Source organism: Burkholderia sola (assembly GCF_905400185.1).
GTDB lineage: Bacteria > Pseudomonadota > Gammaproteobacteria > Burkholderiales > Burkholderiaceae > Burkholderia > Burkholderia sola.
This window is the reverse complement of the sequence record NZ_FR989675.1, coordinates 654508-679676: the sequence shown is the minus strand read 5'-3', so window position 1 is coordinate 679676 and position 25169 is coordinate 654508. Positions and strand designations below refer to the sequence as shown.

The 25169-nt window shown below is 67.1% G+C and carries 22 protein-coding genes and 1 other RNA gene; 11 read left to right on the top strand and 12 right to left on the bottom strand.

Features of this window, described 5'->3' with window-relative positions:
• From purH to KR541_RS03105, 6 genes are all read left to right on the top strand, one after another.
• Window positions 1-1566, top strand: a complete 1566-nt coding sequence (gene purH, locus KR541_RS03130; protein WP_050013802.1) for a bifunctional phosphoribosylaminoimidazolecarboxamide formyltransferase/IMP cyclohydrolase — start codon at window positions 1-3, stop codon at window positions 1564-1566.
• 154 nt (window positions 1567-1720) lie between these two features.
• Window positions 1721-2263: a crossover junction endodeoxyribonuclease RuvC gene (ruvC, locus tag KR541_RS03125; RefSeq protein WP_069616742.1), complete on the top strand. Its 543-nt coding sequence runs from the start codon at window positions 1721-1723 to the stop codon at window positions 2261-2263.
• A 192-nt stretch (window positions 2264-2455) separates the two neighbouring features.
• On the top strand, window positions 2456-3037 hold the full coding sequence (gene ruvA / locus KR541_RS03120; protein WP_031402135.1) for a Holliday junction branch migration protein RuvA: 582 nt from the start codon (window positions 2456-2458) through the stop codon (window positions 3035-3037).
• A gap of 108 nt (window positions 3038-3145) precedes the next feature.
• Window positions 3146-4216, top strand: a complete 1071-nt coding sequence (gene ruvB / locus KR541_RS03115; protein WP_124594283.1) for a Holliday junction branch migration DNA helicase RuvB — start codon at window positions 3146-3148, stop codon at window positions 4214-4216.
• Window positions 4217-4240: 24 nt separating this feature from the next.
• A complete protein-coding gene (locus tag KR541_RS03110; protein WP_216089348.1) occupies window positions 4241-5191 on the top strand; it encodes an oxygenase MpaB family protein in 951 nt (316 codons plus the stop codon).
• A 156-nt stretch (window positions 5192-5347) separates the two neighbouring features.
• Entirely contained in the window at window positions 5348-6475 is a 1128-nt protein-coding gene (locus KR541_RS03105; protein ID WP_216089347.1) for a ParB/Srx family N-terminal domain-containing protein, read from the top strand.
• Between the two features lie 73 nt (window positions 6476-6548).
• Here KR541_RS03105 and KR541_RS03100 read toward each other — a convergent pair whose 3' ends face one another.
• The 3 genes from KR541_RS03100 to tyrS are packed head-to-tail and all read right to left on the bottom strand — an operon-like array spanning window position 6549 to window position 8934.
• The gene (locus tag KR541_RS03100) at window positions 6549-7214 is read right to left on the bottom strand and encodes a histidine phosphatase family protein (protein WP_050013806.1); all 666 of its coding nucleotides are present in this window, start codon (window positions 7212-7214) and stop codon (window positions 6549-6551) included.
• 23 nt (window positions 7215-7237) lie between these two features.
• Window positions 7238-7696: a D-aminoacyl-tRNA deacylase gene (dtd, locus tag KR541_RS03095; RefSeq protein ID WP_006483442.1), complete on the bottom strand. Its 459-nt coding sequence runs from the start codon at window positions 7694-7696 to the stop codon at window positions 7238-7240.
• On the bottom strand, window positions 7693-8934 hold the full coding sequence (gene tyrS, locus KR541_RS03090) for a tyrosine--tRNA ligase (RefSeq protein WP_216089346.1): 1242 nt from the start codon (window positions 8932-8934) through the stop codon (window positions 7693-7695). The genes dtd and tyrS overlap by 4 nt, the downstream gene beginning before the upstream one ends.
• Window positions 8935-9076: 142 nt before the next feature.
• Here tyrS and KR541_RS03085 point away from each other — a divergent pair, with 142 nt between their 5' ends.
• Window positions 9077-10225: an anhydro-N-acetylmuramic acid kinase gene (locus tag KR541_RS03085; protein ID WP_050013808.1), complete on the top strand. Its 1149-nt coding sequence runs from the start codon at window positions 9077-9079 to the stop codon at window positions 10223-10225.
• 108 nt (window positions 10226-10333) lie between these two features.
• Here KR541_RS03085 and erpA read toward each other — a convergent pair whose 3' ends face one another.
• The 3 genes from erpA to rplM all read right to left on the bottom strand — a co-directional run bounded on the left by erpA (window position 10334) and on the right by rplM (window position 11753).
• Complete coding sequence (erpA, locus tag KR541_RS03080) at window positions 10334-10705, bottom strand: iron-sulfur cluster insertion protein ErpA (protein ID WP_006759918.1); 372 nt, start codon at window positions 10703-10705, stop codon at window positions 10334-10336.
• Between the two features lie 216 nt (window positions 10706-10921).
• Window positions 10922-11314, bottom strand: a complete 393-nt coding sequence (gene rpsI / locus KR541_RS03075) for a 30S ribosomal protein S9 (protein ID WP_006476904.1) — start codon at window positions 11312-11314, stop codon at window positions 10922-10924.
• Between the two features lie 10 nt (window positions 11315-11324).
• Window positions 11325-11753 (bottom strand): 50S ribosomal protein L13, encoded by a 429-nt coding sequence (rplM, locus tag KR541_RS03070; RefSeq protein WP_009687896.1) that lies wholly within the window; start codon window positions 11751-11753, stop codon window positions 11325-11327.
• Between the two features lie 311 nt (window positions 11754-12064).
• Between rplM and KR541_RS03065 the strand changes: the two genes are divergently transcribed.
• Together KR541_RS03065 and KR541_RS03060 are read left to right on the top strand one after the other, a co-directional pair.
• The gene (locus tag KR541_RS03065) at window positions 12065-12361 is read left to right on the top strand and encodes a DUF1090 family protein (protein WP_050013809.1); all 297 of its coding nucleotides are present in this window, start codon (window positions 12065-12067) and stop codon (window positions 12359-12361) included.
• Between the two features lie 410 nt (window positions 12362-12771).
• On the top strand, window positions 12772-13236 hold the full coding sequence (locus KR541_RS03060; RefSeq protein WP_074801272.1) for an OsmC family protein: 465 nt from the start codon (window positions 12772-12774) through the stop codon (window positions 13234-13236).
• A 67-nt stretch (window positions 13237-13303) separates the two neighbouring features.
• Here the strand turns inward: KR541_RS03060 and rnpB are convergent.
• Window positions 13304-13715, bottom strand: an RNA gene (gene rnpB, locus KR541_RS03055) — RNase P RNA component class A.
• Window positions 13716-13822: 107 nt separating this feature from the next.
• Complete coding sequence (gene pyrC / locus KR541_RS03050; RefSeq protein WP_050013810.1) at window positions 13823-14887, bottom strand: dihydroorotase; 1065 nt, start codon at window positions 14885-14887, stop codon at window positions 13823-13825.
• Window positions 14888-15091: 204 nt separating this feature from the next.
• On the opposite strand from pyrC, the gene KR541_RS03045 reads away from it, so the two are divergent.
• A complete protein-coding gene (locus KR541_RS03045; RefSeq protein ID WP_176015573.1) occupies window positions 15092-16006 on the top strand; it encodes a class II glutamine amidotransferase in 915 nt (304 codons plus the stop codon).
• Window positions 16007-16612: 606 nt separating this feature from the next.
• Window positions 16613-21880, top strand: a complete 5268-nt coding sequence (locus KR541_RS03040; RefSeq protein WP_216089345.1) for an autotransporter outer membrane beta-barrel domain-containing protein — start codon at window positions 16613-16615, stop codon at window positions 21878-21880.
• A gap of 82 nt (window positions 21881-21962) precedes the next feature.
• Here KR541_RS03040 and KR541_RS03035 read toward each other — a convergent pair whose 3' ends face one another.
• From KR541_RS03035 to KR541_RS03020, 4 genes are all read right to left on the bottom strand, one after another.
• The gene (locus KR541_RS03035; protein WP_124594277.1) at window positions 21963-22688 is read right to left on the bottom strand and encodes an amino acid ABC transporter ATP-binding protein; all 726 of its coding nucleotides are present in this window, start codon (window positions 22686-22688) and stop codon (window positions 21963-21965) included.
• Entirely contained in the window at window positions 22685-23362 is a 678-nt protein-coding gene (gene gltK / locus KR541_RS03030) for a glutamate/aspartate ABC transporter permease GltK (protein ID WP_050013813.1), read from the bottom strand. The genes KR541_RS03035 and gltK overlap by 4 nt, the downstream gene beginning before the upstream one ends.
• Window positions 23362-24102 carry an amino acid ABC transporter permease gene (locus KR541_RS03025; protein ID WP_069616754.1) on the bottom strand — a complete coding sequence of 247 codons (741 nt, stop codon included), beginning with the start codon at window positions 24100-24102 and terminating at the stop codon, window positions 23362-23364. Before KR541_RS03025 ends, gltK begins: the two co-directional genes overlap by 1 nt.
• An 84-nt stretch (window positions 24103-24186) precedes the next feature.
• On the bottom strand, window positions 24187-25080 hold the full coding sequence (locus KR541_RS03020) for a glutamate/aspartate ABC transporter substrate-binding protein (RefSeq protein ID WP_050013815.1): 894 nt from the start codon (window positions 25078-25080) through the stop codon (window positions 24187-24189).
• Window positions 25081-25169: the final 89 nt, after the last annotated feature.

The following is a 25169-nucleotide window of genomic DNA, read 5'->3' as shown; positions in this document are numbered from 1 at the left end:
ATGATCAAGCAAGCGCTCATTTCCGTTTCCGACAAGACCGGCATCGTCGACTTCGCGAAGTCGCTGTCCGACCTCGGCGTCAAGCTGCTGTCGACGGGCGGCACCGCGAAACTCCTCGCCGACGCCGGCCTGCCCGTGACCGAAGTGGCCGATTACACCGGCTTCCCGGAAATGCTCGATGGGCGCGTGAAGACGCTGCACCCGAAGGTGCACGGCGGCATCCTCGCCCGCCGCGACCTGCCCGAGCACATGCAGGCGCTGGAACAGCACGGCATCCCGACGATCGACCTGCTGGTCGTGAACCTGTATCCGTTCGTCGCGACGATCGCGAAGGACGACTGCACGCTCGCCGACGCGATCGAGAACATCGACATCGGCGGCCCGACGATGCTGCGCTCGGCCGCGAAGAACCACCGCGACGTCACGGTCGTCGTCGACCCGGCCGACTACGCGGTCGTGCTCGATGAAATGAAGGCGAACGGCAACACCATCGGCTACCCGACCAACTTCCGTCTCGCGACGAAGGTGTTCGCGCACACCGCGCAATACGACGGCGCGATCACGAACTACCTGACGAGCCTGACCGACGAGCTGCAGCACGCATCGCGCAGCGCGTATCCGGCCACGCTCAACATGGCGTTCGACAAGGTGCAGGACCTGCGCTACGGCGAGAATCCGCACCAGAGCGCGGCGTTCTACCGCGACCTCGCGACGCCGGCCGGTGCGCTGGCGAACTACCGCCAGCTGCAGGGCAAGGAACTGTCGTACAACAACATCGCGGATTCGGACGCGGCGTGGGAATGCGTGAAGACGTTCGACGCGCCGGCCTGCGTGATCATCAAGCATGCGAACCCGTGCGGCGTCGCGGTCGGCAACGACTCGGCCGACGCGTATGCGAAGGCGTTCCAGACCGATCCGACCTCCGCGTTCGGCGGCATCATCGCGTTCAACCGCGAAGTCGACGAAGCGGCCGCGCAAGCGGTGGCGAAGCAGTTCGTCGAAGTGCTGATCGCGCCGTCGTTCACGGACGCCGCGAAGCAGGTGTTCGCCGCGAAGCAGAACGTGCGCCTGCTCGAGATCGCACTGGGCGACGGCCATAACGCATTCGACCTGAAGCGCGTGGGCGGCGGCCTGCTCGTGCAGTCGCTCGATTCGCGCAACGTGCAGCCGAGCGAGTTGCGCGTCGTCACGAAGCGCCAGCCGACCGCGAAGGAAATGGACGACCTGCTGTTCGCCTGGCGCGTCGCGAAGTACGTGAAGTCGAACGCGATCGTGTTCTGCGGCAACGGCATGACGCTCGGCGTCGGCGCCGGTCAGATGAGCCGCGTCGATTCCGCGCGCATCGCGAGCATCAAGGCGCAGAACGCGGGCCTCACGCTCGCCGGTTCGGCCGTCGCGTCGGATGCGTTCTTCCCGTTCCGTGACGGCCTCGACGTCGTCGTGGCGGCCGGCGCGACCTGCGTGATCCAGCCGGGCGGCTCGATGCGCGACGACGAAGTGATCGCGGCGGCCGACGAGCACGGCATCGCGATGGTCCTGACGGGCGTGCGCCACTTCCGTCACTGATCGCCGCATGCGGCCCGCGCGGCCGCTGCACGGGAACCCGGCGGCATCACTCCCGCCGGGTTTTTTATTGCGCGGCGCCGTCGCGCACGACCGGGCGATCGGCTTGCCGCACCATTCGTTGTAGTATCGCTGCATCACGCCACTCTCCTCACTCATGCGAATTCTCGGCATCGACCCCGGCCTGCGCGTCACCGGCTTCGGCGTCATCGACGTCAGCGGCCACCGGCTCGCCTATGTCACGAGCGGCGTGATCCGCACGCCGACGGCCGACCTGGCCACCCGGCTCGGCACGATCTTCCAGGGCGTCTCGACGATCGTGCGCGAACACGCGCCCGACCAGGCCGCGATCGAAAAGGTGTTCGTCAACGTGAACCCGCAGTCGACGCTGCTGCTCGGCCAGGCGCGCGGCGCCGCGATCTGCGGGCTCGTCGCGGGCGGGCTGCCTGTCGCCGAATACACGGCGCTGCAGCTCAAGCAGGCGGTGGTCGGCTACGGCCGCGCGACCAAGACGCAGATGCAGGAAATGGTCACGCGGCTGCTCAACCTGTCCGGCCAGCCGGGCTCCGACGCCGCCGACGCGCTCGGCATGGCGATCTGCCACGCGCACGGCGGCGACACGCTCAGCACGCTGGGCGGCCTCGCGCCGGCGCTCGCGCAGAAAGGGCTGCGCGTGCGGCGCGGCCGGCTGGTCGGCTGACGCCGGTCGTGCGCCGCGGCACGTACGTCGGCTCGACTGCGTTGGCTGCGTTGGCTGCGTTGACCACCTTCACCGTTCTACCCACGCCCGACACACCCGCGACACGCGCCGCTTCGGCCTGACGGCCGCGCCCATCGGCATTGCGCCGCGCGTGCGCTACACTCGCGCTTTCTTCCTCGCATCCCGTCCTCCATGATCGGTCGCATCGCCGGCATCCTGCTCGAAAAGAACCCGCCTCATCTGCTCGTCGACTGCAACGGCGTCGGCTACGAAATCGACGTGCCGATGAGCACCTTCTACAACCTGCCGCAAACGGGCGAACGCATCGTGCTGCTCACGCAGCAGATCGTCCGCGAGGACGCGCACCTGCTGTACGGCTTCCTGACGCCGCAGGAGCGCACGACCTTCCGCGAGCTGCTGAAGATCACCGGCATCGGCGCGCGCATGGCGCTCGCCGTGCTGTCCGGCATGAGCGTGCAGGAGCTCGCGCAGGCCGTGACGATGCAGGACGCCGCCCGCCTCACGCGGCTGCCCGGCATCGGCAAGAAGACGGCCGAGCGCCTGCTGCTCGAACTGAAGGGCAAGCTCGGCGCCGACCTCGGCGCGCTCGCCGGCGCCGCGTCGCCGTCCGACCATGCGACCGACATCCTCAACGCGCTGCTCGCGCTCGGCTACTCCGAAAAGGAAGGCCTGGCCGCGATCAAGAACGTGCCGGCCGGCACCGGCGTGTCCGAAGGCATCAAGCTCGCGCTGAAGGCATTGTCGAAGGCATAACGCGCGTTCGATCCGGCCGTCGAAGCCAGTGTCGCGCCGCCGCGCGACGCTCGCCAGTCGGCCGTTCGGCCAGGTGGCCCGTGCTTCGTCGCGCGGTACAATGGCCGCATGATTGAAACCGACAAACTCGCCACCGAGCAGCGGATCATCGCCGCCACGCCCACCTCGTCGCACGAGGAGGTGTTCGAACGTGCGTTGCGGCCGCGCCAGCTCGACGACTACGTCGGCCAGGAAAAGGTGCGCGGCCAGCTCGAGATCTTCATCGAAGCCGCGAAGCGCCGCGCCGAGCCGCTCGACCACGTGCTGCTGTTCGGGCCGCCGGGTCTCGGCAAGACAACGCTCGCCCACATCATCGCGCGCGAGATGGGCGTGAACCTGCGCCAGACGTCGGGCCCCGTGCTCGAGCGCGCGGGTGATCTCGCCGCGCTGCTGACGAACCTCGAAGCGAACGACGTGCTGTTCATCGACGAAATCCACCGGCTGTCGCCGGTCGTCGAGGAAATCCTGTATCCGGCGCTCGAGGATTACCAGATCGACATCATGATCGGCGAAGGCCCGGCCGCGCGCAGCGTGAAGCTCGACCTGCAGCCGTTCACGCTGGTCGGCGCGACCACCCGTGCCGGGATGCTCACCAACCCGCTGCGCGACCGTTTCGGGATCGTCGCGCGCCTCGAGTTCTACGACGCCGATCAACTGTCGCGCATCGTGCGGCGCTCGGCGTCGCTGCTGAATGCGCAGATCGATCCGAACGGCGCGCTGGAAATCGCGAAGCGCGCGCGCGGCACGCCGCGGATCGCGAACCGGCTGCTGCGCCGCGTGCGCGACTTCGCGGAAGTGAAGGCCGACGGCCAGATCACCGCGGCCGTTGCCGATGCCGCGCTCGCGATGCTCGACGTCGATCCGGTCGGCTTCGACCTGATGGACCGCAAGCTGCTCGAAGCGATCCTGTACAAGTTCGACGGCGGCCCGGTCGGCATCGACAACCTCGCGGCGGCGATCGGCGAGGAGCGCGACACGATCGAGGACGTGCTCGAACCGTACCTGATCCAGCAGGGCTTCCTGCAGCGCACGCCACGCGGGCGCGTCGCGACGCTGCTCACGTATCGCCACTTCGGGCTGTCGGTGCCCGATGCCCGCCGCACCGAACGCGACGAGTGGGATACCCCGGACGGGAAGTAATCCGTCGCCCGAGCCGCACCCGCCATGACGACGCCGCCCAGCCGCCACCCCACCACCGTGCCGGGCCCGCGCTGGGCGGAGCCGATCCGCAAGCGGCTCGTGGCCGGCATCACGCACCTGACGGCCGGCGGCGGCGGTCCGTCGATCGATCTCTCTTCGCCGCCGGGCGACCCCGGGCTGTTCGGCCCCGACGCCGTGTGCTGGCGCGTGCATGCCGATTTCACGTCGATGATGACGGGCGGCATCGCCGCGCTGCTGCTGCAGGCGCTCCACCCGCTCGCACTCGCGGGCGTCTGGGATCATTCGTCGTTCCGCACCGACATCTTCGGCCGCTTGCGGCGCACCGCCACGTTCATCACGGGGACGACGTTCGGCAGCCGCGCGGACGCGCTCGCGCTGATCGAGCGTGTGAAAACGATCCATGCGCGCGTCTCGGGCAGCGCACCGGACGGCCGGCCGTACCGCGCCGACGATCCCGCGTTGCTGACCTGGGTGCATGTCGCGGAAGTGTCGAGCTTCCTCGCCGCGCATCTGCGTTACGTGAATCCGGCGCTGTCGGGCGAACTGCAGGACCGCTATTACGCGGAGACGGCGCTGATCGCCGAGTTGCTCGGCGCACACGAGGTGCCCCGTTCACGCGCCGAGGTGACCGCGTATCTCGCGCGCATGCAGCCCGAGCTCGAGGCCGGGCCGCGCACCTTCGAAGTAATGTCCATCCTGCTGAACGTGCCGGTCGCGAAGCCCGCGCTGCGGCCGGCCGCGTCGCTCATGATGCATGCCGGGATCGACCTGCTGCCGCCGTGGGCGCAGCGCATGCTCGGCGTGTCGACGTTCGCGCCGTTGCGGCGTGCGCTGGTCCGGCCCGGCATACGCGCGGTTGCGCCCGTGCTGCGCTGGGCGCTCGTGAACGGCGCGTCGAAGCGTGCGCGCCGCCGCGCGACGGCCTCCCCGTCCGACGGCACCCCGTCTGTCTGACGGTCCGCTTGTTCCGATCATTTCAATTGACTGTCAAATAGCTGTGGCAAGCTGACGGGCTTGCACCCGCGCACGGTCGCACGTCTGCTCGTCGCCGACGCCCACTGACCCGCGCGAAGTCCCGCCCGCCCACCCGACCGACGCCCGATGCCCGCGATGCCACGCCTGCCGATCCGTTTCGCCGTTGCCGCCAGCCTGTCCACCGTCTTCGCCCTCGCCGCGTGCGGAGGCGACGATGTCGCCGCCGTCGCGCGCATGGACGCACAACCGCCGTCCGGCGGCACGACGACCGCACCGGCCCCCACGCCGCCCGCGACCACCCGGCCGCAACCGGGCAGGTGGAAAGCCGCCCGCGCCGGCGACCTGATCGACGTGACGCTCGGCGATCTCCATCCGACGCAGGGAGCGATCGGCTACGACCAGATCTACTACAAGCTCGGCCGCTACGAACGGCAGCCCGACAAGAAGTTCAACGACTTCTGCGCGGACGAAGGCCTCGGCGGCGTCGCATCGAGCGGCTACACGGCCCGATCGTCGCTGCGCGAGCCGGCCAGCTACAGGTGCGCGACGACCGACGCGAACGCTCGAGACCGCTCGGTGCTGAACCCCGTCGTGATCGGCCCGAACGGCGATGCGCTGTACCTGACGGACGGCCACCACGGCCTGTCGACTTACTACGAGACGCCCGACGGCGGCCCGGCGCTGCACGTGCACGTCGTCGTCAAGGACAACCTCGGCGACTACTCGGGCGACGTGTTCTGGCAGCAGATGCAAAGCCGCGGCTATCTGCGCCTGAAGAACGGCGAAGGCAAGCCGATCACGACCGCGCAACTGCCGACCGGCCTCGGCCTGACACTCGGGATGACGAACGACCGCTATCGATCACTCGTCTATTTCACGCGCGACATCGGTTACGGCAAACCCGCACAAGCGACCGACTACCTCGAGTTCTACTGGGCCGACTGGCTGCGCGCGCAGCCGGACACGTTCGCGCTGGCCGGCTACGACCTGACGCGGCCCGGCGCAACCGATCCCGATCCGGCAAAGGCCGACACGGGCTATCTGAATGCGGTCTGGAATGCGTCGACGCGGATGGTCGCGGCCACGGACCCCGTGATCGACGGCAAGACGGGCGCCGACCTCGGGCGCGCCGATGCGATCAACGGCGGGAAGAAATACAGCAAGGGGGAATTCGACAAGCTGCGCCAGCCGATCACGGCCGACAAGCCCGGCAAGATCGCGTACGCGCTCGACTACAAGACGCGCCACGGGCTGCCGCAGTAAGCGTCACGCCGGAAGGAAGGGAGCCCCGGCCCGGCCCGGCCATGCCATGCCATGCCGGACGGGCCCCGCGTGCTCAAAGCACCTTGCGGTACCCGTCGTCATCGTCGCTCGCGGCTTCGAGATGCGACACGTCGGCCCACTGCACGACCTGCGCGCGGCCATCCACGTAATCGACGACGTTGATGCTGGTATTGAGCAACTGATAGTTGCGCGGCGCCGACAGCTCGATCCCGTTCGCGAAGCGATACACGCAATCGAGCACGCCGCCGTGCGCGACGCACGCGATCCGGCCGCCCGGATGCGCGGCGACGATCGGTTCGAGCGCATGCAGCACGCGGTGATAAAACTCGCGCTGCGACTCGCCGCCCTCCGGCGCGAAGCCGGGATCGCGCGTCTGCCACGCCGCATATGCATCCGGAAACAGCGCCTCGATCTCGGTGCTGTCGTGCCCCTGGAATGCGCCGTACGAGCGTTCGCGCAACCCTTCGCGCAGCAGCAGCGGCAGCCCGAGCACATCGGCAAACGGTTGGGCGGTCTGTTGCGCGCGCATCAGGTCGCTCGAATACACCGCGTCGATCCGCGCGCCGTCGCGCGCGTCGCGCCCGAGCCGCGCCGCCAGCCGCTGCGCCTGCGCGAGCCCCGTATCGGCCAACGGGATGTCGATGTGCCCCTGGATGCGCTTGATGCGGTTCCAGGCCGTCTCGCCATGGCGGATGAAAAGAATCTGCGTGGTGGCCATCGCGGCGCGCCTCCGGGGAAGAATCAGGGCCGCACTTGCAGCCAGAACGTCACGGGGCCGTCGTTGACCAGCGACACCTGCATGTCGGCGCCGAACTCGCCCGTCTCGACGACGGGATGGCGCGCCCGCGCGGCCGCGACGAAATAGTCGAACAGCCGCGCGCCTTCGTCGGGCGGCGCGGCGGGCGTGAAGCTCGGACGCAGCCCGCTGTTCGTATCGGCCGCGAGCGTGAACTGCGACACGAGCAGCAGGCCGCCCGCGCGGCCTTCGCCGTCGATGTTCGATACCGGCAGGTTCATCTTGCCGGCTGCGTCGCTGAACACGCGGTAGCCGAGCAGCTTCGCGAGCAGCTTGTCGGCCGCGGCCTCGGTATCGCCGCGCTCCGCGCAGACCAGCGCGAGCAGCCCCGCGCCGATCTCGCCGGTCGTGCGGCCGCCGACGCGCACGTCGGCGCGCGTCACGCGCTGGATCAGCGCGATCATGCGGTCAGCGTGACGCGTGCGAAGCGGCGCTTGCCGACCTGCACGACGAATTCGCCGGCCTCGACCTTCAGGCCCTTGTCGGACACGGTCGCGCGGTCGATCTTCACGCCGCCCTGATCGATGTTGCGCAGCGCTTCGCTCGTCGACGGCACGAGGCCGGCCTGTTTCAGCAACTGACCGATCGCGAGCGGCGCGCCGGCCAGCGTGACGGACGGAATGTCGTCCGGCACGCCGCCCTTCGCGCGGTGGTTGAAGTCCTCGAGCGCGCGCTCTGCGTCGGCCTGCGAATGGAATCGCGCGACGATTTCCTGCGCGAGCAGCACCTTGAAGTCGCGCGGGTTGCGGCCGCCTTCGGCGTCGCGCTTGAAGCCGGCGATTTCATCGAGGCTGCGGAACGACAGCAGCTCGAAGTAACGCCACATCAGCGTGTCCGAGATGCTCATCAGCTTGCCGAACATGTCGGTCGGCTTCTCGCTGATGCCGACGTAGTTGCCCTTCGACTTCGACATCTTCTCGACGCCGTCGAGGCCTTCGAGCAGCGGCATCGTCAGGATGCACTGCTGTTCCTGGCCGTACTGCTTCTGCAGTTCGCGGCCGACCAGCAGGTTGAACTTCTGGTCGGTGCCGCCGAGTTCGAGATCGGCGTTCAGCGCGACCGAATCGTAGCCCTGCATCAGCGGGTACAGGAATTCGTGGATCGAGATCGGCACGCCGCCCTGGAAGCGCTTCGTGAAATCCTCGCGCTCGAGGATCCGCGCGACCGTGTAGCGCGACGCGAGCTTGATCATCCCGTCCGCGCCGAGCGGCATCGACCATTCGCTGTTGTAGCGGATCTCGGTCTTGTCGCGATCGAGCACGAGCGCGGCCTGCTCGAAGTAGGTCTTCGCGTTCGATTCGATCTGCTCGCGCGTGAGCGGCGGACGCGTCGCGTTGCGGCCCGACGGGTCGCCGATCAGCGACGTGAAATCGCCGATCAGGAAGATCACCGTATGGCCGAGGTCCTGCAGCTGGCGCATCTTGTTCAGCACGACCGTATGGCCGATGTGGATGTCCGGTGCGGTCGGATCGAGCCCGAGCTTGATGCGAAGCGGCGTGCCGGTGGCTGCGCTGCGCGCGAGCTTCTGCGCGAACTCTTCCTCGATCAGCAGCTCGTCGACGCCGCGCTTCGTGACGGCGAGCGCATGCCGGACTTCGTCGGTGATCGGGAAAACGGGCTTGGAACTGGGTTCGGTGCTCATCGGTGCCAGGAAGAATGTCGCAAAAACAGGGATTTTCCCATAACTTGCGCGCGCATCGCTTAACGACGCGTCACGTTGCGCGGATAATCGGGCGCAAGGCGCGCGGGACCGGCCCGCGCCGCACGATCCAGGAGAACCCAACGTGCCGCAACGACCGCCGCAGCATGCCGATCCGGCAGACGGCATCTACTTCGGGCTGATGTCTGGAACCAGCATGGACGGCGTCGACGGCGTCGCCGTGCGTTTCGAGGCCGGCCGCGCGCCGGTCGTGCTCGCGGAAGCGTTCGTCGGCTTCGCGCAATCGCTGCGCGACGCGCTGTTCGCGCTGCAGCAGCCCGGCGACAACGAGATCGACCGCGAATCGCTCGCGGCGAATGCGCTCGTCACGCGCTATGCGGTGTGCTGCCACGAATTGCAGCGCACGGCCGGGCTGTCGCGCGACGAGATCCGCGCGATCGGCGTGCACGGCCAGACGGTGCGCCATCGCCCCGAGCGCGGCTATACGCGCCAGCTCAACAATCCGGCGCTGCTCGCCGAGCTGACCCAGGTCGACGTGATCGCCGATTTCCGCAGCCGCGACGTGGCCGCCGGCGGCCACGGCGCGCCGCTCGCGCCGGCGTTCCATGCGACGGTGTTCGGCGCGCCGGGCGAAACGCGGGTCGTCTGCAATCTCGGCGGAATCAGCAACATCACGATCCTGCCCAACGCGGGCGGCGACGTGCGCGGCTTCGACTGCGGCCCGGCGAATGCGCTGATCGATGCGTGGGCGACCCGCCATCTGGGCAAGCCGTACGACGACGGCGGCAAGTTCGCCGCACGCGGCACCGTCCACGCGCCGCTGCTCGACACGTTGCTCGACGAACCGTATTTCACCGCGCCGCCGCCGAAAAGCACCGGACGCGACCTGTTCAATCCCGCGTGGCTCGATACGAAGCTCGCCGCATTCGCGCAGGTTGCGCCGGAGGACGTGCAAGCCACGCTCACCGCGCTCACCGCCGTGTCGGTAGCGCGCGACATCGCGCAGCACGCACCGGGCTGCAAGGCCGTGTTCGTATGCGGCGGCGGCGCACGCAACCCGGTGTTGCTCGATGGGCTCCGGCACGCGCTGCGGGAGGCCGGCGTGCCGGCCACCGTCGACACGACGGCCGCGCTCGGCGTGCCGCCGCAGCAGGTCGAAGCGCTCGCGTTCGCGTGGCTCGCGTACCGCTTCACCGCGCGCCAGCCCGGCAATCTCGCGACGGTCACCGGCGCAGCCGGCAACCGCGTGCTCGGCGCGCTCTATCCGCGCTGATGCGACACTCGCCGCGCGGCGAGCGCGACAAGGCGGGCGTGTATAAAAAAACGGGGCATGAAGCCCCGTTTTTCATTCCGGCAGAACCGGCGCGGATCTGCCGTGCGCTCAGACCGAGAACGACGAACCGCACCCGCAGGTGGTGGTCGCGTTCGGGTTCTTGATCACGAACTGGGCGCCGTTGAGGTCGTCCTTGTAGTCGATCTCGGCGCCGACCAGGTACTGGTAGCTCATCGAGTCGATCAGGAGCTGGACGCCGTTCTTGTTCATCACGGTGTCGTCCTCGTTGACTTCCTCGTCGAACGTGAAGCCATACTGGAAGCCGGAGCAGCCGCCACCCTGCACGAACACGCGCAGCTTGAGGTCGGGATTGCCCTCTTCGTCGATCAGTTGCTTGACCTTGTCGGCCGCGGCGTCGGTGAAGACGAACGGCAGCGGCATATCGGTCGTCGTTGCTGCGGATTCGGTAACAGCGTTCATTCGAACTCTCCAAAAAGCTTTAGCCGCTATTGTAGGGCCGATCAGAAGATCGTGCTGAAGTCCATGAAATCAATAGGTTCTTGTCGATTTCATCAAACGCGCCCGCGCGGGGGCCGCCGCAGCGGCCCGGAAGCGGACATAAAAAAACCGCCAGCGTGAAAGCTGGCGGTTTTTCCGGCGGACGCCGCCCGAAGGCGGCGAGGCCATGAAGCGGAATTAACGCTTCGAGAACTGCTTTGCGCGGCGTGCCTTGCGCAGACCGACCTTCTTACGCTCGACTTCACGCGCATCGCGCGTGACGAAGCCTGCGCTCGACAGCGACGGCTTGAGCGTCGCATCGTAGTCGATCAGTGCACGGGTGATGCCGTGGCGCACTGCGCCTGCCTGACCCGTTTCGCCGCCGCCGTTGACGTTCACCTTGATGTCGAACGTCTGGCCGTGGTTCGTGAGTTCCAGCGGTTGACGCACGATCATCAGCGACGTTTCGCGCGAGAAGTAGTCAGCGATGGGCTTGCCGTTGACGATGATGTCGCCCTTGCCAGCCTTGATGAAGACACGTGCGACTGCGCTCTTGCGGCGGCCCGTACCGTAGTTCCAGTTACCGATCATGTGGGTCCCCTTAGATCTCGAGCGCCTTCGGCTGTTGAGCCGAGTGCGGATGCGTCGCTTCTGCGTAGACCTTCAGCTTCTTGATCATCGCGTAGCCGAGCGGGCCCTTCGGCAGCATGCCCTTGACCGCCTTCTCGAGCGCGCGGCCCGGGAAGCGCTCTTGCATCTTGCCGAACGTCGTTTCATAGATACCGCCCGGGTAGCCCGAGTGACGGTAGTACTTCTTGTCCAGCGTCTTGTTGCCCGTGACCTTCAACTTGCTCGCGTTGATGATGATGATGAAATCACCAGTGTCGACGTGCGGGGTGAACTCAGGCTTGTGCTTGCCGCGCAGACGGCGTGCCACTTCGCTGGCAACACGGCCGAGAACCTTATCCGTCGCGTCAATCACGTACCATTCGCGCGTCACCTCATGGGCTTTTGCGGAAAACGTCTTCATGATCGATCCAAAAAAAATGCTTTGCCCGATGTGTTCTTCCTGCTTGTCTGTGTGCGCTTCGAGGCGCGGTGCAGGCTCTCCCTGTTCTTTTTCCGTGGGCATGAATGCGGAAAAGCCCTGAATTATAAAGGAAATACGGCTGCGTGGTCAAAGAGAATCCACGCCCCGTGTTCGCGGCGGCCGAAATGGGCCAAAATCCGGTCGTGCCCCGACAAGCCAGGCGAACCGAGCGCCTGCGGCGGCACCCATCGACGTGCGGCACATGACCTTGCCGCGCCAGACCGGCCAAACCCGAAAAACAACAAACCAGCATGATGAAACAACGACTTACGCCCTTCCTCGCGGCCGCGCTGCTGGCCGCCGCGGCGCCCGCCGTCGCCGCGTCCGGCTGCGAAGCCAAGCTCGACGCGCTCGATGCACGCATCGCCGAAGCCCGAACCGCCCATGCCGAAGACCGCATCGTGCGCCTGCGCGCGGTGCGCGAACGCGTCCGCCACTTCTGCGCACGCGGCCACGCGTCGGCCGCCCCTGCACCGGCGCCGGAGGCCGACTCGCGCGGCACGCCGCCGGACGCGACGTCGCAGCCGGCCGCGCGGCAGCCCGCGTGACGGTGCCGACGCGCGCAAGCCGCGCGCCGATGTTTGCATGGGACGAAAAAAAGCCCGAACGGCTGGTTCGGGCTTAATCCACCTCAGGAGGAGGGTGGAGGAGACATTCGGAGGTTGCCGCAGCGCGACAACCAATGAGAGTCATTATACGAATGCCCGACCGAGTCCACAAGAAAATTTGCATTGCGAAATCAACTCCCACGATATGGGATGCCAGTCGAAAAGCTTACGCAAATGAATTTCCATTCAAAATCAAGCATATAAGCGCGTCACGCACGACTTCAAACCGCCCGCATCTAGAGCAAAACCCCTAAATTCAGCAGGGAAATCACCGCTCGCCGCGCCGCTCGCTCGGCGCCGGCATTGCTCGTCTTGCAGCGCATCAGCCGACCGTTGCGCCGCGGGCTACAATGCCGGATCGAATCCGAATCAGGCAACGCTGGAGCGCAAGCATGGAATGCAAAGTAAGCTGGATGGGCCAGGACGGCATGGCGTTTTCCGCCGAGACCGGCAGCGGGCATCTCGTCACGATGGACGGCGCGCCCGAAGGCGGCGGCCACAACCTCGCGCCGCGTCCGATGGAGATGGTGCTGCTCGGCACCGGCGGCTGCACGGCTTATGACGTCGTGCTGATCCTGAAGAAGAGCCGCCAGGAAGTGAGCGGCTGCTCGGTCACGCTGAAGGCCGAGCGCGCGAGCGAAGATCCGAAGGTGTTCACGAAGGTGCACTTCCACTTCACGGTCACCGGCCGCAACCTGAACCCGGCCACGGTCGAACGCGCGATCAACCTGTCGCACGACAAGTATTGCTCCGCGTCGATCATGATCGCGAAAACGGCCGAACTCACGCATTCGTTCGACATCGTCGCCGCCTGATCGCGCGGCGCGCGCATGAAAAAAGGGCCGGCGCTCCGCAGGGAGCGCCGGCCCTTTCGCATTCGAGCGGCAAAGCAGGCCGATAAGCCGGATTCTGTGCACGCCGCGCGCCGAAGCGCGCAACGCGTGGCAGCCATTCCTCTAGGCGCGCCATTGCTGACGCGCTCAAGCTTCCTACCCGCAGACGAGACGGGGGCCCCGTCCTGCATCCGAAAATGCGCGCCTGCCTACTTGGAATTGCTCCGGGTGGAGGTTACCGTGCCGGCGAACGTCGCCGTCGCCGCGGTGCGCTCTTACCGCACCGTTTCACCCTTACCTGATCCCGGCTTGCGCCGGGCCATCGGCGGTTTGCTTTCTGTTGCCCTGTTCCGCGTGTCGCCACGGATGGCCGTTAGCCATCACCCTGCCCTGTGGAGTCCGGACTTTCCTCGCCCCCGCGCGCCCGAAGGCGGCGAGGCCGCGACTGCCTGGCCTGCTTTGCAACGCGCATTCTAGCACTGCGCGCCGCGGTCGGCAGCGCGCGAGCCACCGCCACGGCGAAACACGGCCGGATCGACGCGACCGGGTTCGCGCGGCGGCACGCCGCTCACGCGAGTTTCCAGCCGATCGCCTCGCCACCGCGCAGCGGCACGACCGGCGTATCGCCCGCGAAGATCTCGCGCGGCAGCTCCCACGCCTCGCGGCGCAGCGTGACCGTCTCGGCGCTGCGCGGCAGCCCGTAGAAATCGGCGCCGAAGAAGCTCGCGAACCCTTCCAGCTTGTCGAGCGCGCCGGCGGTGTCGAATGCTTCCGCGTACAGTTCGAGCGCGTGCAGCGCCGTGTAGCAGCCCGCGCAGCCGCACGCGGTTTCCTTCGCGCCGCGCGCATGCGGCGCGCTGTCGGTGCCGAGGAAGAAGCGCGGGTTGCCCGACGTCGCGGCCTCGACCAGCGCCACGCGATGCGTCTCGCGCTTGAGCACCGGCAGGCAGTAGTAATGCGGGCGAATCCCGCCGACGAACAGCGCGTTGCGGTTGTACAGCAGGTGATGCGCGGTGATCGTCGCGCCGAGCAGACCGGGCGCCGCGTCCGCATCGCGCACGTAGTCGGCCGCGTCCTTCGTCGTGATGTGCTCGAACACGACCTTCAGCCCCGGGAAATCGCGGCGCAGCGGCGTCATCACGCGGTCGATGAACACCTTTTCGCGGTCGAACAGGTCGATCGACGCATCGGTCACCTCGCCGTGCACGAGCAGCGGCATGCCGGTTTCCTGCATCGCCTCGAGCGTCTTCGCGCATTTCGCGAGATCGGTGACGCCATGGTCGGAATTCGTCGTCGCGCCTGCCGGATACAGCTTCACGCCGTGCACGAAGCCGCTTTCGCGGGCGCGGCGGATTTCGTCGGGCGGCGTGTTGTCGGTCAGGTACAGCGTCATCAGCGGTTCGAACGTCATCCCGGCCGGCAGTGCGCCGAGGATGCGCGCGCGATAGGCCTGCGCCTGCGCGGTGGTCGTGACCGGCGGCTTCAGGTTCGGCATGACGATGGCGCGGCCGAACTGGCGGGCGGTGTGCGGCAGCACGGCGGCGAGCATGTCGCCGTCGCGAAGGTGCAGGTGCCAGTCGTCGGGACGGGCGAGCGAAAGCGTCGCCGGGGAGGAAGCGTTCGAGGCAGTCATAGGAGGCGTCGTGAGGAACGGGCTTGCGAGCGGCGGGGCCGGAACGCGCGTGCACGGGCCGATTGACGGCAAACCGCAACACGGGGCCTTTGGCCAGCGGAATCCGCTTTTTACCGCTCAGGGCTCGGTGATATGCTAGAAGCCGCATTGTACCGGGGTTCGCCCGGTTCGTTACCCCCGCTTCAGCCTGCCGCCCCACGTAAAATGTGCCAACTCCTTGGAATGAACTGCGCCGCGCCGACGGACGTCACATTCTCCTTCACAGGTTTCGCGGCCCGGGGTGGGCTCACCGATCACCATGCCGACGGCTGGGGCATCGCGTTCTTCGAAGACAAGGCCTGCCGCCTCTTCATCGATCACCAGGCCTCGGCCACGTCGCCGATCGCCGAAATGGTGAAGCGCTACCCGATCAAGTCCAAGAACACGATCGCGCACATCCGCAAGGCGACGCAAGGGCACATCCTGCTCGAGAACAGCCATCCGTTCATGCGCGAGCTGTGGGGCCGGCACTGGATCTTCGCGCATAACGGCGACCTGCAGGACTACGCACCGGACATGGACGGCAGCGTCTACCATCCGGTCGGCACGACCGACAGCGAACAGGCGTTCTGCGTGCTGATGCAGGGGCTGCGCGAAGCCTTTCCCGGCGCGCAGCCGCCGCTGCCCGAGCTGTTCGAGCGGGTCGGCGAACTGACGCGCGGCATCACCGATCACGGCGTGTTCAATTTCCTGATGTCGAACGGCCAGGCGCTCTTCGCGCACTGCTCGACGCGGCTGCACTACCTCGTGCGGCGCTGGCCGTTCTCGACCGCGCATCTCGTCGACGAAGACCTGTCGATCGACTTCGCGAAATACACGACGCCCGAGGATCGCGTCGCGGTGATCGCGACGCAGCCGCTCACCGACAACGAAGTCTGGACCGCATTCGAGCCGGGCGAGTTGATCATGTTCCAGTGCGGCGACGTCGCCGCGCGGATGCAGATTCCGGTGCCCGCGCGCGTGCTCGAGAAGCTGCGCAACCCGTCGCTCGACGCGTCGGCGTCCGCACCGCGCACGGTGGTGCGCGAAGCGCTCGCCACCGCGGCCGACGGCGATGCCGACGACGCGATCGATTTCTGAAGTGCGGCATCGGCCGCGTCCGCTTTCTGCTCGCTTCCTGCTTGCCGCGTGCGTCGTACGATGCGTCCGACGACGCCCGTCATCGACGCAAATCGCCCGGCTCCGGCCAATACGGTTTCATTTCGGCCACCACCCGGCGCAACGAATCGACGTCACGCAACATTCGCTTGATTTTATTAATTTACAAGTGAAAATAAGTAAAAGATGAAGCGGATAAAATAACCGCCAATTAAAACAAAAATTCCGGGCCCGCATTTTATCGCGCGTCATCCGCCGAAACCGTGCGCTATCCCACCGACTCCAGCAGTCCTGCCAGCCTTTAACAAAACCCCTCAAGCCCGCCACCACCACGGCTTTCGGTTCGATCAACCACACAAATCAAAAATACCACGCATTACGGTTCGAATCATTACAGTTTCCCCTTTCTCGATAATCGGCGACTGCCCGAATCAGTAGACTCGCCCCATCCTCGGTGTAACGAAACACGATTGGCGCGACACGCAGCCACAGCCGCCGCACGCCCCTTCGGATCATTTCCCCACCGCGGAATGCGAATTCGCCGAATCGCGGCGAATGCCACGTCAAAAGAAGAAAGAGGGGTATGTCGTGAATCACTCATTTCGATCGATATGGAGCGACGCCGCCGGCTGCTGGGTCGCGGTGGCGGAAACGGCTCGGGCGCGCGGCAAGCGTTCGGGCAGCGAATCGGGTTCGAGCCGCCGCACCGCGCACAAGGTGGCGCACCACCCGGCAGGCCGCTCGCCGCGGCGCGTCGCGGCGCTCGGGGCCGCGCTGGCCGCGCTGTCGGCCGGCGTGGCGCACGCGTCGACGTGCGGCGACGGCGCGACCGTCGCGAGCGGCGGCACCTGCGCACTCGGCAGTTTCAGCCCGACCGTCAACGACAACCTGGCCGGCGCCACGATCGTGTCGGGCGGCGAAACGATCGGCGTGGCAGGCGCATGGACGGGCGTCCCCGGCGACCCCGGCTATACGCTGACGCCGCTCGGCAGCGCGACCCTCGTGTCGGGCAACCCGAACCAGCCGCTGGTCTCGCTCGGCGGCAAGACGCAAAGCGTCAGCACGCCCGACTCGATCACGGCCACCCACACGTCGGTCGCCACCTACAACTCCGCCGAATTCACCGCATCCACGGCCGGCTCGACCACCGTGCCCGTTTACCACGACGTGAACGGCGGCCAGTACGTGAATACGCGGATCGGCACCGTCGACAGCACCGGCGGCACGCTGAACGTGTCGATCGGCAATGCCGCGGATGCGCCAGACGCGACCGGCAATGGAATCTCGATCGCACCGAAGCAGACCGACCTGACCTTTGCGGACGGCACCGGTGCGGCAAAGAGCGTCGTCAACTGGAATTCCCGCAACCAGATCTGGCTCGGCACCGGCGACTATCTCGCCAGCGGCGGCCCGGTCGGCCAGCTCCAGCTCGACGTGCCGGCCTACGCGGGCACCTTCACCGCGTTCGACGGCAGTCGCTGGACCGTCACCGACGCCGCATCGCTCGCTGCGTACAACGACTTTCTGGTGCGCTCGGTCCAGAGCGGCGCGCTCGGCTCGCAGGCCGCCTACGACACCGCGTTCGGCCAGGCCGTCACGTTCTCGCAGCAAACCTTCCAGTACGCGAACAACGTGTCCGCCGGCGACAAGAACACGCTGCCGATCGATCACCTGTCGGTGATGCACGGCACGGGCGCGAACGCGACGCTGCACATCGGCAAGGACGGCCAGATCGACTTCCGCGGCACCAACACGATCGAATCGAGCTCGGCCGTGCTCGCGGAAAACGGCGCGCACTTCGTCAACGACGGGCGCTTGTCGGGCGACTTCACGCTGGTGCGCCTCCTGAGCGGCGCGAGCGGCGTCAACAACGGCGCGATCTCGTCCGGCTACGCGTCCGGCAACAACGTCGACACGAGCGGCAGCACGCCACCCGACAATTTCGGCTTCCACGCGTACACCGAGGGCAACGGCGTGTACGCGAGCGGCGCGGGCACCACGTTCGCGAACAACGGCGTGATGAACGTCGGCGCATGGACGCTCGACGGCAACCGCCCCGACCTGCAGAACTACGCGGTGGCCGCGACGGACGGCGCACGCGCGACGAACGCCGGCACGATCAACGTCGGCGTCAACGCGACGACGCTCGACAGCCAGGTGATCGGCGGCCTCGTCGCCGGCGGCAGCTTCACGAACGAAGCAGGCGGCACGATCTATCTGGGCCGCGCCGCGCAGTACGCGCCCGGTCAGGCGGCAAACGACGTCGCGCTGTCCGCGCACGCGTACGGCATCCTGCTCGGCGCGTCGGGCAGCGCGAGCAACCTCGGCACGATCGTGATCGGCTCGCAGACGCAGAACGGCGCCGCGCTGGCGAGCATCGGCTCGAGCGCCGGCACGCTAACGAACGCGGGCGCGATCGTCGTCAACGGCGCCGCGCCCGGCACGCCGCTCGCGAACGTCGGCATGCTCGCGGCCGACACCGCCGCGACCGTGACCAATACGGGCACGATCACGCTGAATGGCGTGAACGGCATCGGCATCATGGTCGTCGGCACCGGCACGCACGCGACGACTGCGACGTCGACCGGCACGATCGACGTGGCCGGCGGCCTCGACCCCGCGTCGGACACGCGCAACTACGGCGTCTGGGCCGAAGGGCCGCTCGCGATGGCCACGCTCGACGGTGCGCTGAACCTGACCGGCACCGGCGCGATCGGCGTGCACGCACGCTCGGGCGCGACGATCGACGTCGGCGCGAACGCGGTGCCGGCCTTCATGTCCGGCACGAACCAGATCGGCTTCTACGCATACGGCGCGGGCTCGAAAATCAACGTCGCCGCGCAGCACCTGAGCGTCGACACCGACGACTCGACGCTGTTCCGCGTCGCGGGCGGCGCGGCCTACACGGGCGCGTCGGCGGCCGGCACGCTGACGACCGACGTCAACGGCCAGCGCTCGCGCGGCGTACTCGCGACCGACGCCGGCACCACGCTGTCGACCGGCAACGCGGTCTACCACGTCAACGGCGCGAACGGCGTCGCGATCGCCGTGGAAGGCGGCGCGAAGGGCACGATCGACGCGGGTGCGACGATCGACCTGAACGCGGCCGGCGCGACCGCGGGCATCGTCGACGGCCAGGCGCACGACCTCGCCGGCGCGAACGCCGGCGCGCCGGTCGCGACGACGCTGACCAACGACGCCGCCGTCACGTCGTCGACCGCCGGCGTGACCGGTTTCATCGCGCAGAACCTCGGCACGCTCGAGAACCGCAGCACGGTGCTGCTGACCGGCGCGGGCTCGACAGGCGTCGTGGCCGGCACGCTGGGCACGGTGAACAACGCGTCGACGATCCGCGTCGCCAACGGCACCGGCGCGCTCGTGCAGGGTGCGTCGGCCACGCTCGCGAACGCGGGTTCCATCGAAGCCGACGACGGCGTCGCGGGCATACGCCTGACGGGCGCCGGCGCATCGGTCGCGCTGTCGGGCGCCGGCACCGTCATCGCGAACGGCAGCGCCGACGGCGTGCTGATCGACGCGACGGTCACCGGCGGCGGCATCGCGGCCAGCGCGACGTCGATCGCGGTCGGCGGCTCGGGCAGCGGGATCCGCAACCTCGGTGCGAATGCAACGATCGCGCTGTCCGGCACGCAGATCGCGACGACCGGCAACGGCGCCGCCGGCGTCACGTCGACCGGCGCCGGCGCGCACATCGCGGCCGATGCGGCCGCGGTCGTCCGCACGAGCGGCGCCGACGCGCGCGGCCTGTTCGTGTCGGGGGCCGATTCCACGCTCGCGGCCAACGGAACGACCGTCGCGACGACCGGCACGAACGCCCATGCAATCGTCATGGACGGCGGCGCGACGGCCCTGCTGTCGGGCGCGAAGATTTCCGCATCGGGTGCTGCGGCCGACGGCGTCGTCGCGCAAAACGGCGGCCGCATCGCCGATACGGGGTCGGCGCTCGCCAGCGCCGCCGGCAACGGCGCAACCGCGAACAGCGGCGGCGTGCTCGCATTGACGGGCACGGCGCTCACGGGCGCGACGGCCGGCGTACTGACGTCGGACACGCTCGCGAACGGCGCGACCAGCTCGGTGCTCGTCGACGGCGGCAGCGTGACGTCCGCCACCGGGCCGGCCTTCGCCGCGCGCGGCGGCATGGCCGACATCGCGGTGCGCAACGGTACGGTCGTGACGGCCGGCAACGGCACGCTGCTGAACCTCGCGAACGGCAGCAACGTGACGTTCAATGCATCGGCGGTGAACCTCGCGGGCGACATCGTTTCCGACGCGTCGAGCACCGGCAACGTGTTCCTCGCGAACGGCACGACGCTGACCGGGAAGATCGACCCGGTCGCGCTGACGGTCGACGGCACGAGCACGTGGCGCATGACGGGCAGCTCGGTGCTGAGCAGCCTGAACAACGCGGGCCTCGTCGCATTCGCCGCGCCGACCGGCTCGCCGACGCTGACCGGCAGCTACAAGACGCTGACAACGGGCGGCTACGTCGGCAACGGCGGCATGATCGCGCTGAATACGTATCTCGGCGCCGACGCGTCGCCGACCGACCGGCTGATCGTGAACGGCGGCGCGGCGAGCGGCACGACCGGCCTGAAGATCGCCAACACGGCCGGCACCGGCGCGCAGACGACCGGCGACGGGATTCCGGTGGTCGTCACGGCCAACGGCGGTACGACCGCCGCGTCGGCGTTCCATCTCGCGGGCCCGGTGCAAGCGGGCGCGTACGAGTACCGGCTCTATCGCGGCGGGCAAGGCGATGCGAACGGCTGGTACCTGCGTTCGCAGCTCGACCCGACCGACCCCGGCGACCCGATCCACCCGTCCGGCGGCGGCGACGGCGGCATCAACGGCAACGGCGGTACGCTCGCGTATCGTCCGGGCGTTTCCGGCTACGCGATGACGCCGCTGCTGAACGCCGACTACGGCTTCTCGACGCTCGGCAAGCTGCACGAACGCGTGGGCGACATCTACAACGTCGAGCAGCAGCAGCCCGGCAATCGCGACGGCGTGTGGGGGCGCATCGGCGGCCAGAGCCTCGATGCGAACGCGGGCCGTTTCTCGGCCGACGAACGCACGTTCTTCGCGCAGTTCGGCAAGGACTGGACTGTCGACCAGGCGCCGAACGGCGCCGGCAGCACGCATGCGGGCGTGACGGCCAGCATCGGCGTGTCGAACGCGAGCTTCAGCGACATGGCGCGCGCGGGCTCGCCCAACCTGTCGACGTCGACCGGCTCGGTCGAGATGCACGCGCAGAGCGTCGGCGGCTACTGGACGCGCTACCTGCCGGACGGCACCTACTTCGACAGCATCGGGCAGGTCACGCACTACGGCAACCGCTATCGCGACAGCTACGGCAACGAAGCGTCGCAGAACGGCTTCGGCGTCGCGCTGTCGCAGGAAGTCGGCAAGCCGTTCGCGATCGGCGCGTTGCCGGTCGCGGTCGAGCCGCAGGCGCAACTGATGTACCAGTACCTGAAGCTGAACGGGTTCAACGACAACGTGTCGGCCGTGTCGGGTACGACGACGAATGCGCTGCGCGGTCGCGTCGGCGTGCGCATCTTCCGGCCGAACCTCCAGTCGAGCGCGGGCGGCAGCGCCGCGACGCCGTACTTCACGGCCGACGTGCTGCACGACTTCCTGTCGCCGGGGCAGACCGTCGTCGGCGGCACGCCGTTCGCGACGCATCTCGGACGCACCTGGTACGAGCTCGGCGTCGGCGTGACCGCCGGCTTCGGCAAGTCGGGCGAGCTGTACGCGAACGCGAAGATCGCGCGCAACATCGGCGGCGATTACCGGCGCGGGATCGTCGGGCAGGTCGGCTACCGGTACAGCTGGTAACGCCCGGCGGCGGACGAAAAAAAACCGCCCGGCGGCCTGCCGGGCGGTTTTCGCATGGGTGCGCGCGAAAACGCGCGAACGCTCAGTGCAGGATCTTCGCGAGGAAGTCCTTCGCGCGTTCCGATTTCGGATTCGAGAAGAAATCGTCCTTGCGGTCGTCCTCGACGATCGCGCCCTTGTCCATGAAGATCACGCGGTGCGCGACCTTCTTCGCGAAGCCCATCTCGTGCGTGACGACCATCATCGTCATCCCTTCCTGCGCGAGTTCGACCATCACGTCGAGCACTTCGTTGATCATCTCCGGATCGAGCGCGGACGTCGGCTCGTCGAACAGCATCGCGATCGGGTCCATCGACAGCGCGCGCGCGATCGCGACACGCTGTTGCTGGCCGCCCGACAGCTGGCCGGGAAACTTGTGCGCATGCGCCTTCAGGCCGACGCGATCGAGCAGCTTCATGCCCTTCTCGTTCGCTTCGTCCTTGCCGCGGCCGAGCACCTTGATCTGCGCGAGCGTCAGGTTCTCGGTGATCGACAGGTGCGGGAACAGTTCGAAATGCTGGAACACCATCCCGACCTTCGAGCGCAGCTTCGACAGGTTCGTCTTCTTGTCGCCGACCGACTGGCCGTTCACGAGGATCTCGCCCTGCTGGAACGGCTCGAGGCCGTTCACGGTCTTGATCAGCGTCGACTTGCCGGAGCCCGACGGGCCGCACACGACGACCACTTCGCCTTTCTTGACCTCGGTCGTGCATTCGGAGAGGACCTGAAACTGGCCGTACCACTTCGAAACGTTCTTGATGGAAATCATCTTGTGACCTTTTTCTGGAGACCCTTGACGAGAGCAGACGCCAACGAGCAAATCACGAAATAGCATGCGCCGGCGAACAGGACCATCTCGACGGTCGTGCCGTCGCGATCGCCGATGTTGGCGGCCGTGCGGAAGAAGTCCGCGAGACTGATCACGTACACGAGCGACGTATCCTGGAACAGGACGATCGCCTGCGTGAGCAGCAGCGGCACCATTGCGCGGAACGCCTGCGGCAGGATCACGAGGCGCATCGCCTGCGCGTAGTTCATGCCGAGCGCGAACGCGGCGTTCACCTGCCCGCGCGGCACCGCCTGGATGCCGGCGCGGATGATCTCGGAATAATACGCGGCTTCGAACAGCGAGAACGCGACCATCGCCGACGCAAGGCGGATGTCGATCGTCGGCGACAGCCCGAGCACGCCCTGCAGCAACTGCGGCACGATCAGGAAGAACCACAGCAGCACCATCACGAGCGGGATCGAGCGGAACACCGTCACGTACGCTTTCGCGAACCACGCGAGCGGCTTCACGCCGGACAGCCGCAGCAGCGCCAGCAGCGTGCCCCAGACGATGCCGACCACGATCGCGATCAGCGTGATCTTGAACGTGACGATCGCACCGGACCACAGCGTCGGCAGCGCGCCGGGAATACTACTCCAGTCGAACTGATGCATCACTTGCCTCCGATGTAGCCGGGCAGCCGCGTACGGCCTTCGATCCAGCGCATGAACGCCATCACGACGAGGTTGATGACCACGTACGCGAGCGTCACGGCGATGAACGACTCGTAGGTCTGCGCGGTGTAGTCGACGAGCTGGCGCGCCTGCGCGGACAGGTCGAGCAGGCCGATCGTCGACGCGACGGCGGAGTTCTTGAAGATGTTCAGGAATTCCGACGTGAGCGGCGGCACGATGATCCGGTATGCCACGGGCAGCAGCACGTAGCGGTACGTCTGCCATTGCGTGAAACCCATCGCGAGACCGGCCGCGCGCTGGCCCTTCGGCAGCGCGTTGATCCCCGAGCGCACCTGTTCGCACACGCGCGCGCCGGTGAACAGGCCGAGACAGACGATCGACGCGGTAAAGAACTGCGTGCCGGGCGGCAACTGCTTGATCCAGGTGCCGATCGAGGCGGGCAGCAACTCGGGTATCACGAGATACCAGACGAAGAACTGCACGATCAGCGGAATGTTCCGGAAAATCGACACGTACACGGTGCCGATCGCGGCGAGCCACTTGTTCGGCACGGTGCGCAGCACACCGAACAGCGACCCGACGATCAGCGCGATGACCCAGGCGACGAGCGACACTTCGATCGTCACCCAGAAGCCGGACATCAGCCATCCGAAATAAGTCGTCGGCTCGCCGGTCGACACGGGGCTCAGAAAGATGCCCCAGTTCCAGTGGTAAGACATGGGCAAGACTCCAGCAAAAAGAAACGGAAGAAGCGTGGCCTCTTCCGTCTCATTAGCGTCATTTCTGCATCAACGGCCGTGCGGTCAGTCGAGCGCCTTGTCGTTCGGGTTCGCGTACAGCTTCTTCATCGACTCGGACAGCGGGAAGTTCAGGTTCAGCCCCTTCGGCGGGATCGGGTTCTCGAACCACTTCGCGTAGATCTTCGCGGCTTCGCCCGACTTCTCGACTTGCGAGATCGCGTCGTCGACGACCTTCTTGAAGTCGGCGTCGCCCTTGCGCATCATGCAGCCGTAAGCCTCTTCCGATTGCGGCGTGCCGACGATCACCCATTCGCCCGGCTGCTTCGCCTTCGCGCGCTCGCCCGCGAGCAGCGCGTCATCCATCATGAATGCGACCGCGCGGCCCGATTCCAGCGTGTTGAACGAATCGCCGTGATCCTTCGCGCTGATGATGTTCATGCCGAGCTGCTTGTCGTTGTTCATCTTGCGCAGCAGGCGCTCCGACGTCGTGCCGGCGGTCGTCACGACCGTCTTGCCCTTCAGGTCGGCGAAATCCTTGACGCCCGAATCCTTCTTCGTCATCAGGCGCGTGCCGATCACGAAAATCGTGTCGGAGAACGCGGCTTGCTGCTGACGCTCGAGGTTGTTGGTCGTCGAGCCGCACTCGATGTCGACCGTGCCGTTCTGCACGAGCGGGATGCGGTTCTGCGACGTGACGGGGATGTTCTTCACCTGCAGGTTCGGCAGGCTCAGCTTCTTCTTCACCGCGTCCACGATCTTCAGCTGGAACTCGCGCGAATAGCCGACCACCTGCTGGTTCTGGTCGTAGTAGGAGAACGGAATCGACGATTCGCGGTGGCCCAGCGCGATCACGCCCGTGTCCTTGATCTTCTTCAGCGTGCCAGTCTCCTGAGCATGCGCGCCGCTTGCGAACGCGCACAGCGCCGCGGCCATCAGGACTGCCTTGTGGTATTTCATTTTGGTCATCTCCTTGGCTAAAACCCGCGCCAGTGTATCAAAGTAATATTTTTGAAAGTACTGGTTGTTTACCGCACTACGAATCGCCC

What these genes read in the sequence shown, in the direction of transcription:
- purH (WP_050013802.1), top strand. Translation starts at nt 1, where the DNA reads ATGATCAAGCAAGCGCTCATTTCCGTTTCCGACAAGACCGGCATCGTC.
- ruvC (WP_069616742.1), top strand. Translation starts at nt 1,721, where the DNA reads ATGCGAATTCTCGGCATCGACCCCGGCCTGCGCGTCACCGGCTTCGGC.
- ruvA (WP_031402135.1), top strand. Translation starts at nt 2,456, where the DNA reads ATGATCGGTCGCATCGCCGGCATCCTGCTCGAAAAGAACCCGCCTCAT.
- ruvB (WP_124594283.1), top strand. Translation starts at nt 3,146, where the DNA reads ATGATTGAAACCGACAAACTCGCCACCGAGCAGCGGATCATCGCCGCC.
- KR541_RS03110 (WP_216089348.1), top strand. Translation starts at nt 4,241, where the DNA reads ATGACGACGCCGCCCAGCCGCCACCCCACCACCGTGCCGGGCCCGCGC.
- KR541_RS03105 (WP_216089347.1), top strand. Translation starts at nt 5,348, where the DNA reads ATGCCACGCCTGCCGATCCGTTTCGCCGTTGCCGCCAGCCTGTCCACC.
- KR541_RS03100 (WP_050013806.1), bottom strand. Translation starts at nt 7,214, where the DNA reads ATGGCCACCACGCAGATTCTTTTCATCCGCCATGGCGAGACGGCCTGG.
- dtd (WP_006483442.1), bottom strand. Translation starts at nt 7,696, where the DNA reads ATGATCGCGCTGATCCAGCGCGTGACGCGCGCCGACGTGCGCGTCGGC.
- tyrS (WP_216089346.1), bottom strand. Translation starts at nt 8,934, where the DNA reads ATGAGCACCGAACCCAGTTCCAAGCCCGTTTTCCCGATCACCGACGAA.
- erpA (WP_006759918.1), bottom strand. Translation starts at nt 10,705, where the DNA reads ATGAACGCTGTTACCGAATCCGCAGCAACGACGACCGATATGCCGCTG.
- rpsI (WP_006476904.1), bottom strand. Translation starts at nt 11,314, where the DNA reads ATGATCGGTAACTGGAACTACGGTACGGGCCGCCGCAAGAGCGCAGTC.
- rplM (WP_009687896.1), bottom strand. Translation starts at nt 11,753, where the DNA reads ATGAAGACGTTTTCCGCAAAAGCCCATGAGGTGACGCGCGAATGGTAC.
- KR541_RS03065 (WP_050013809.1), top strand. Translation starts at nt 12,065, where the DNA reads ATGATGAAACAACGACTTACGCCCTTCCTCGCGGCCGCGCTGCTGGCC.
- KR541_RS03060 (WP_074801272.1), top strand. Translation starts at nt 12,772, where the DNA reads ATGCCGGATCGAATCCGAATCAGGCAACGCTGGAGCGCAAGCATGGAA.
- pyrC (WP_050013810.1), bottom strand. Translation starts at nt 14,887, where the DNA reads ATGACTGCCTCGAACGCTTCCTCCCCGGCGACGCTTTCGCTCGCCCGT.
- KR541_RS03045 (WP_176015573.1), top strand. Translation starts at nt 15,092, where the DNA reads ATGTGCCAACTCCTTGGAATGAACTGCGCCGCGCCGACGGACGTCACA.
- KR541_RS03035 (WP_124594277.1), bottom strand. Translation starts at nt 22,688, where the DNA reads ATGATTTCCATCAAGAACGTTTCGAAGTGGTACGGCCAGTTTCAGGTC.
- gltK (WP_050013813.1), bottom strand. Translation starts at nt 23,362, where the DNA reads ATGCATCAGTTCGACTGGAGTAGTATTCCCGGCGCGCTGCCGACGCTG.
- KR541_RS03025 (WP_069616754.1), bottom strand. Translation starts at nt 24,102, where the DNA reads ATGTCTTACCACTGGAACTGGGGCATCTTTCTGAGCCCCGTGTCGACC.
- KR541_RS03020 (WP_050013815.1), bottom strand. Translation starts at nt 25,080, where the DNA reads ATGAAATACCACAAGGCAGTCCTGATGGCCGCGGCGCTGTGCGCGTTC.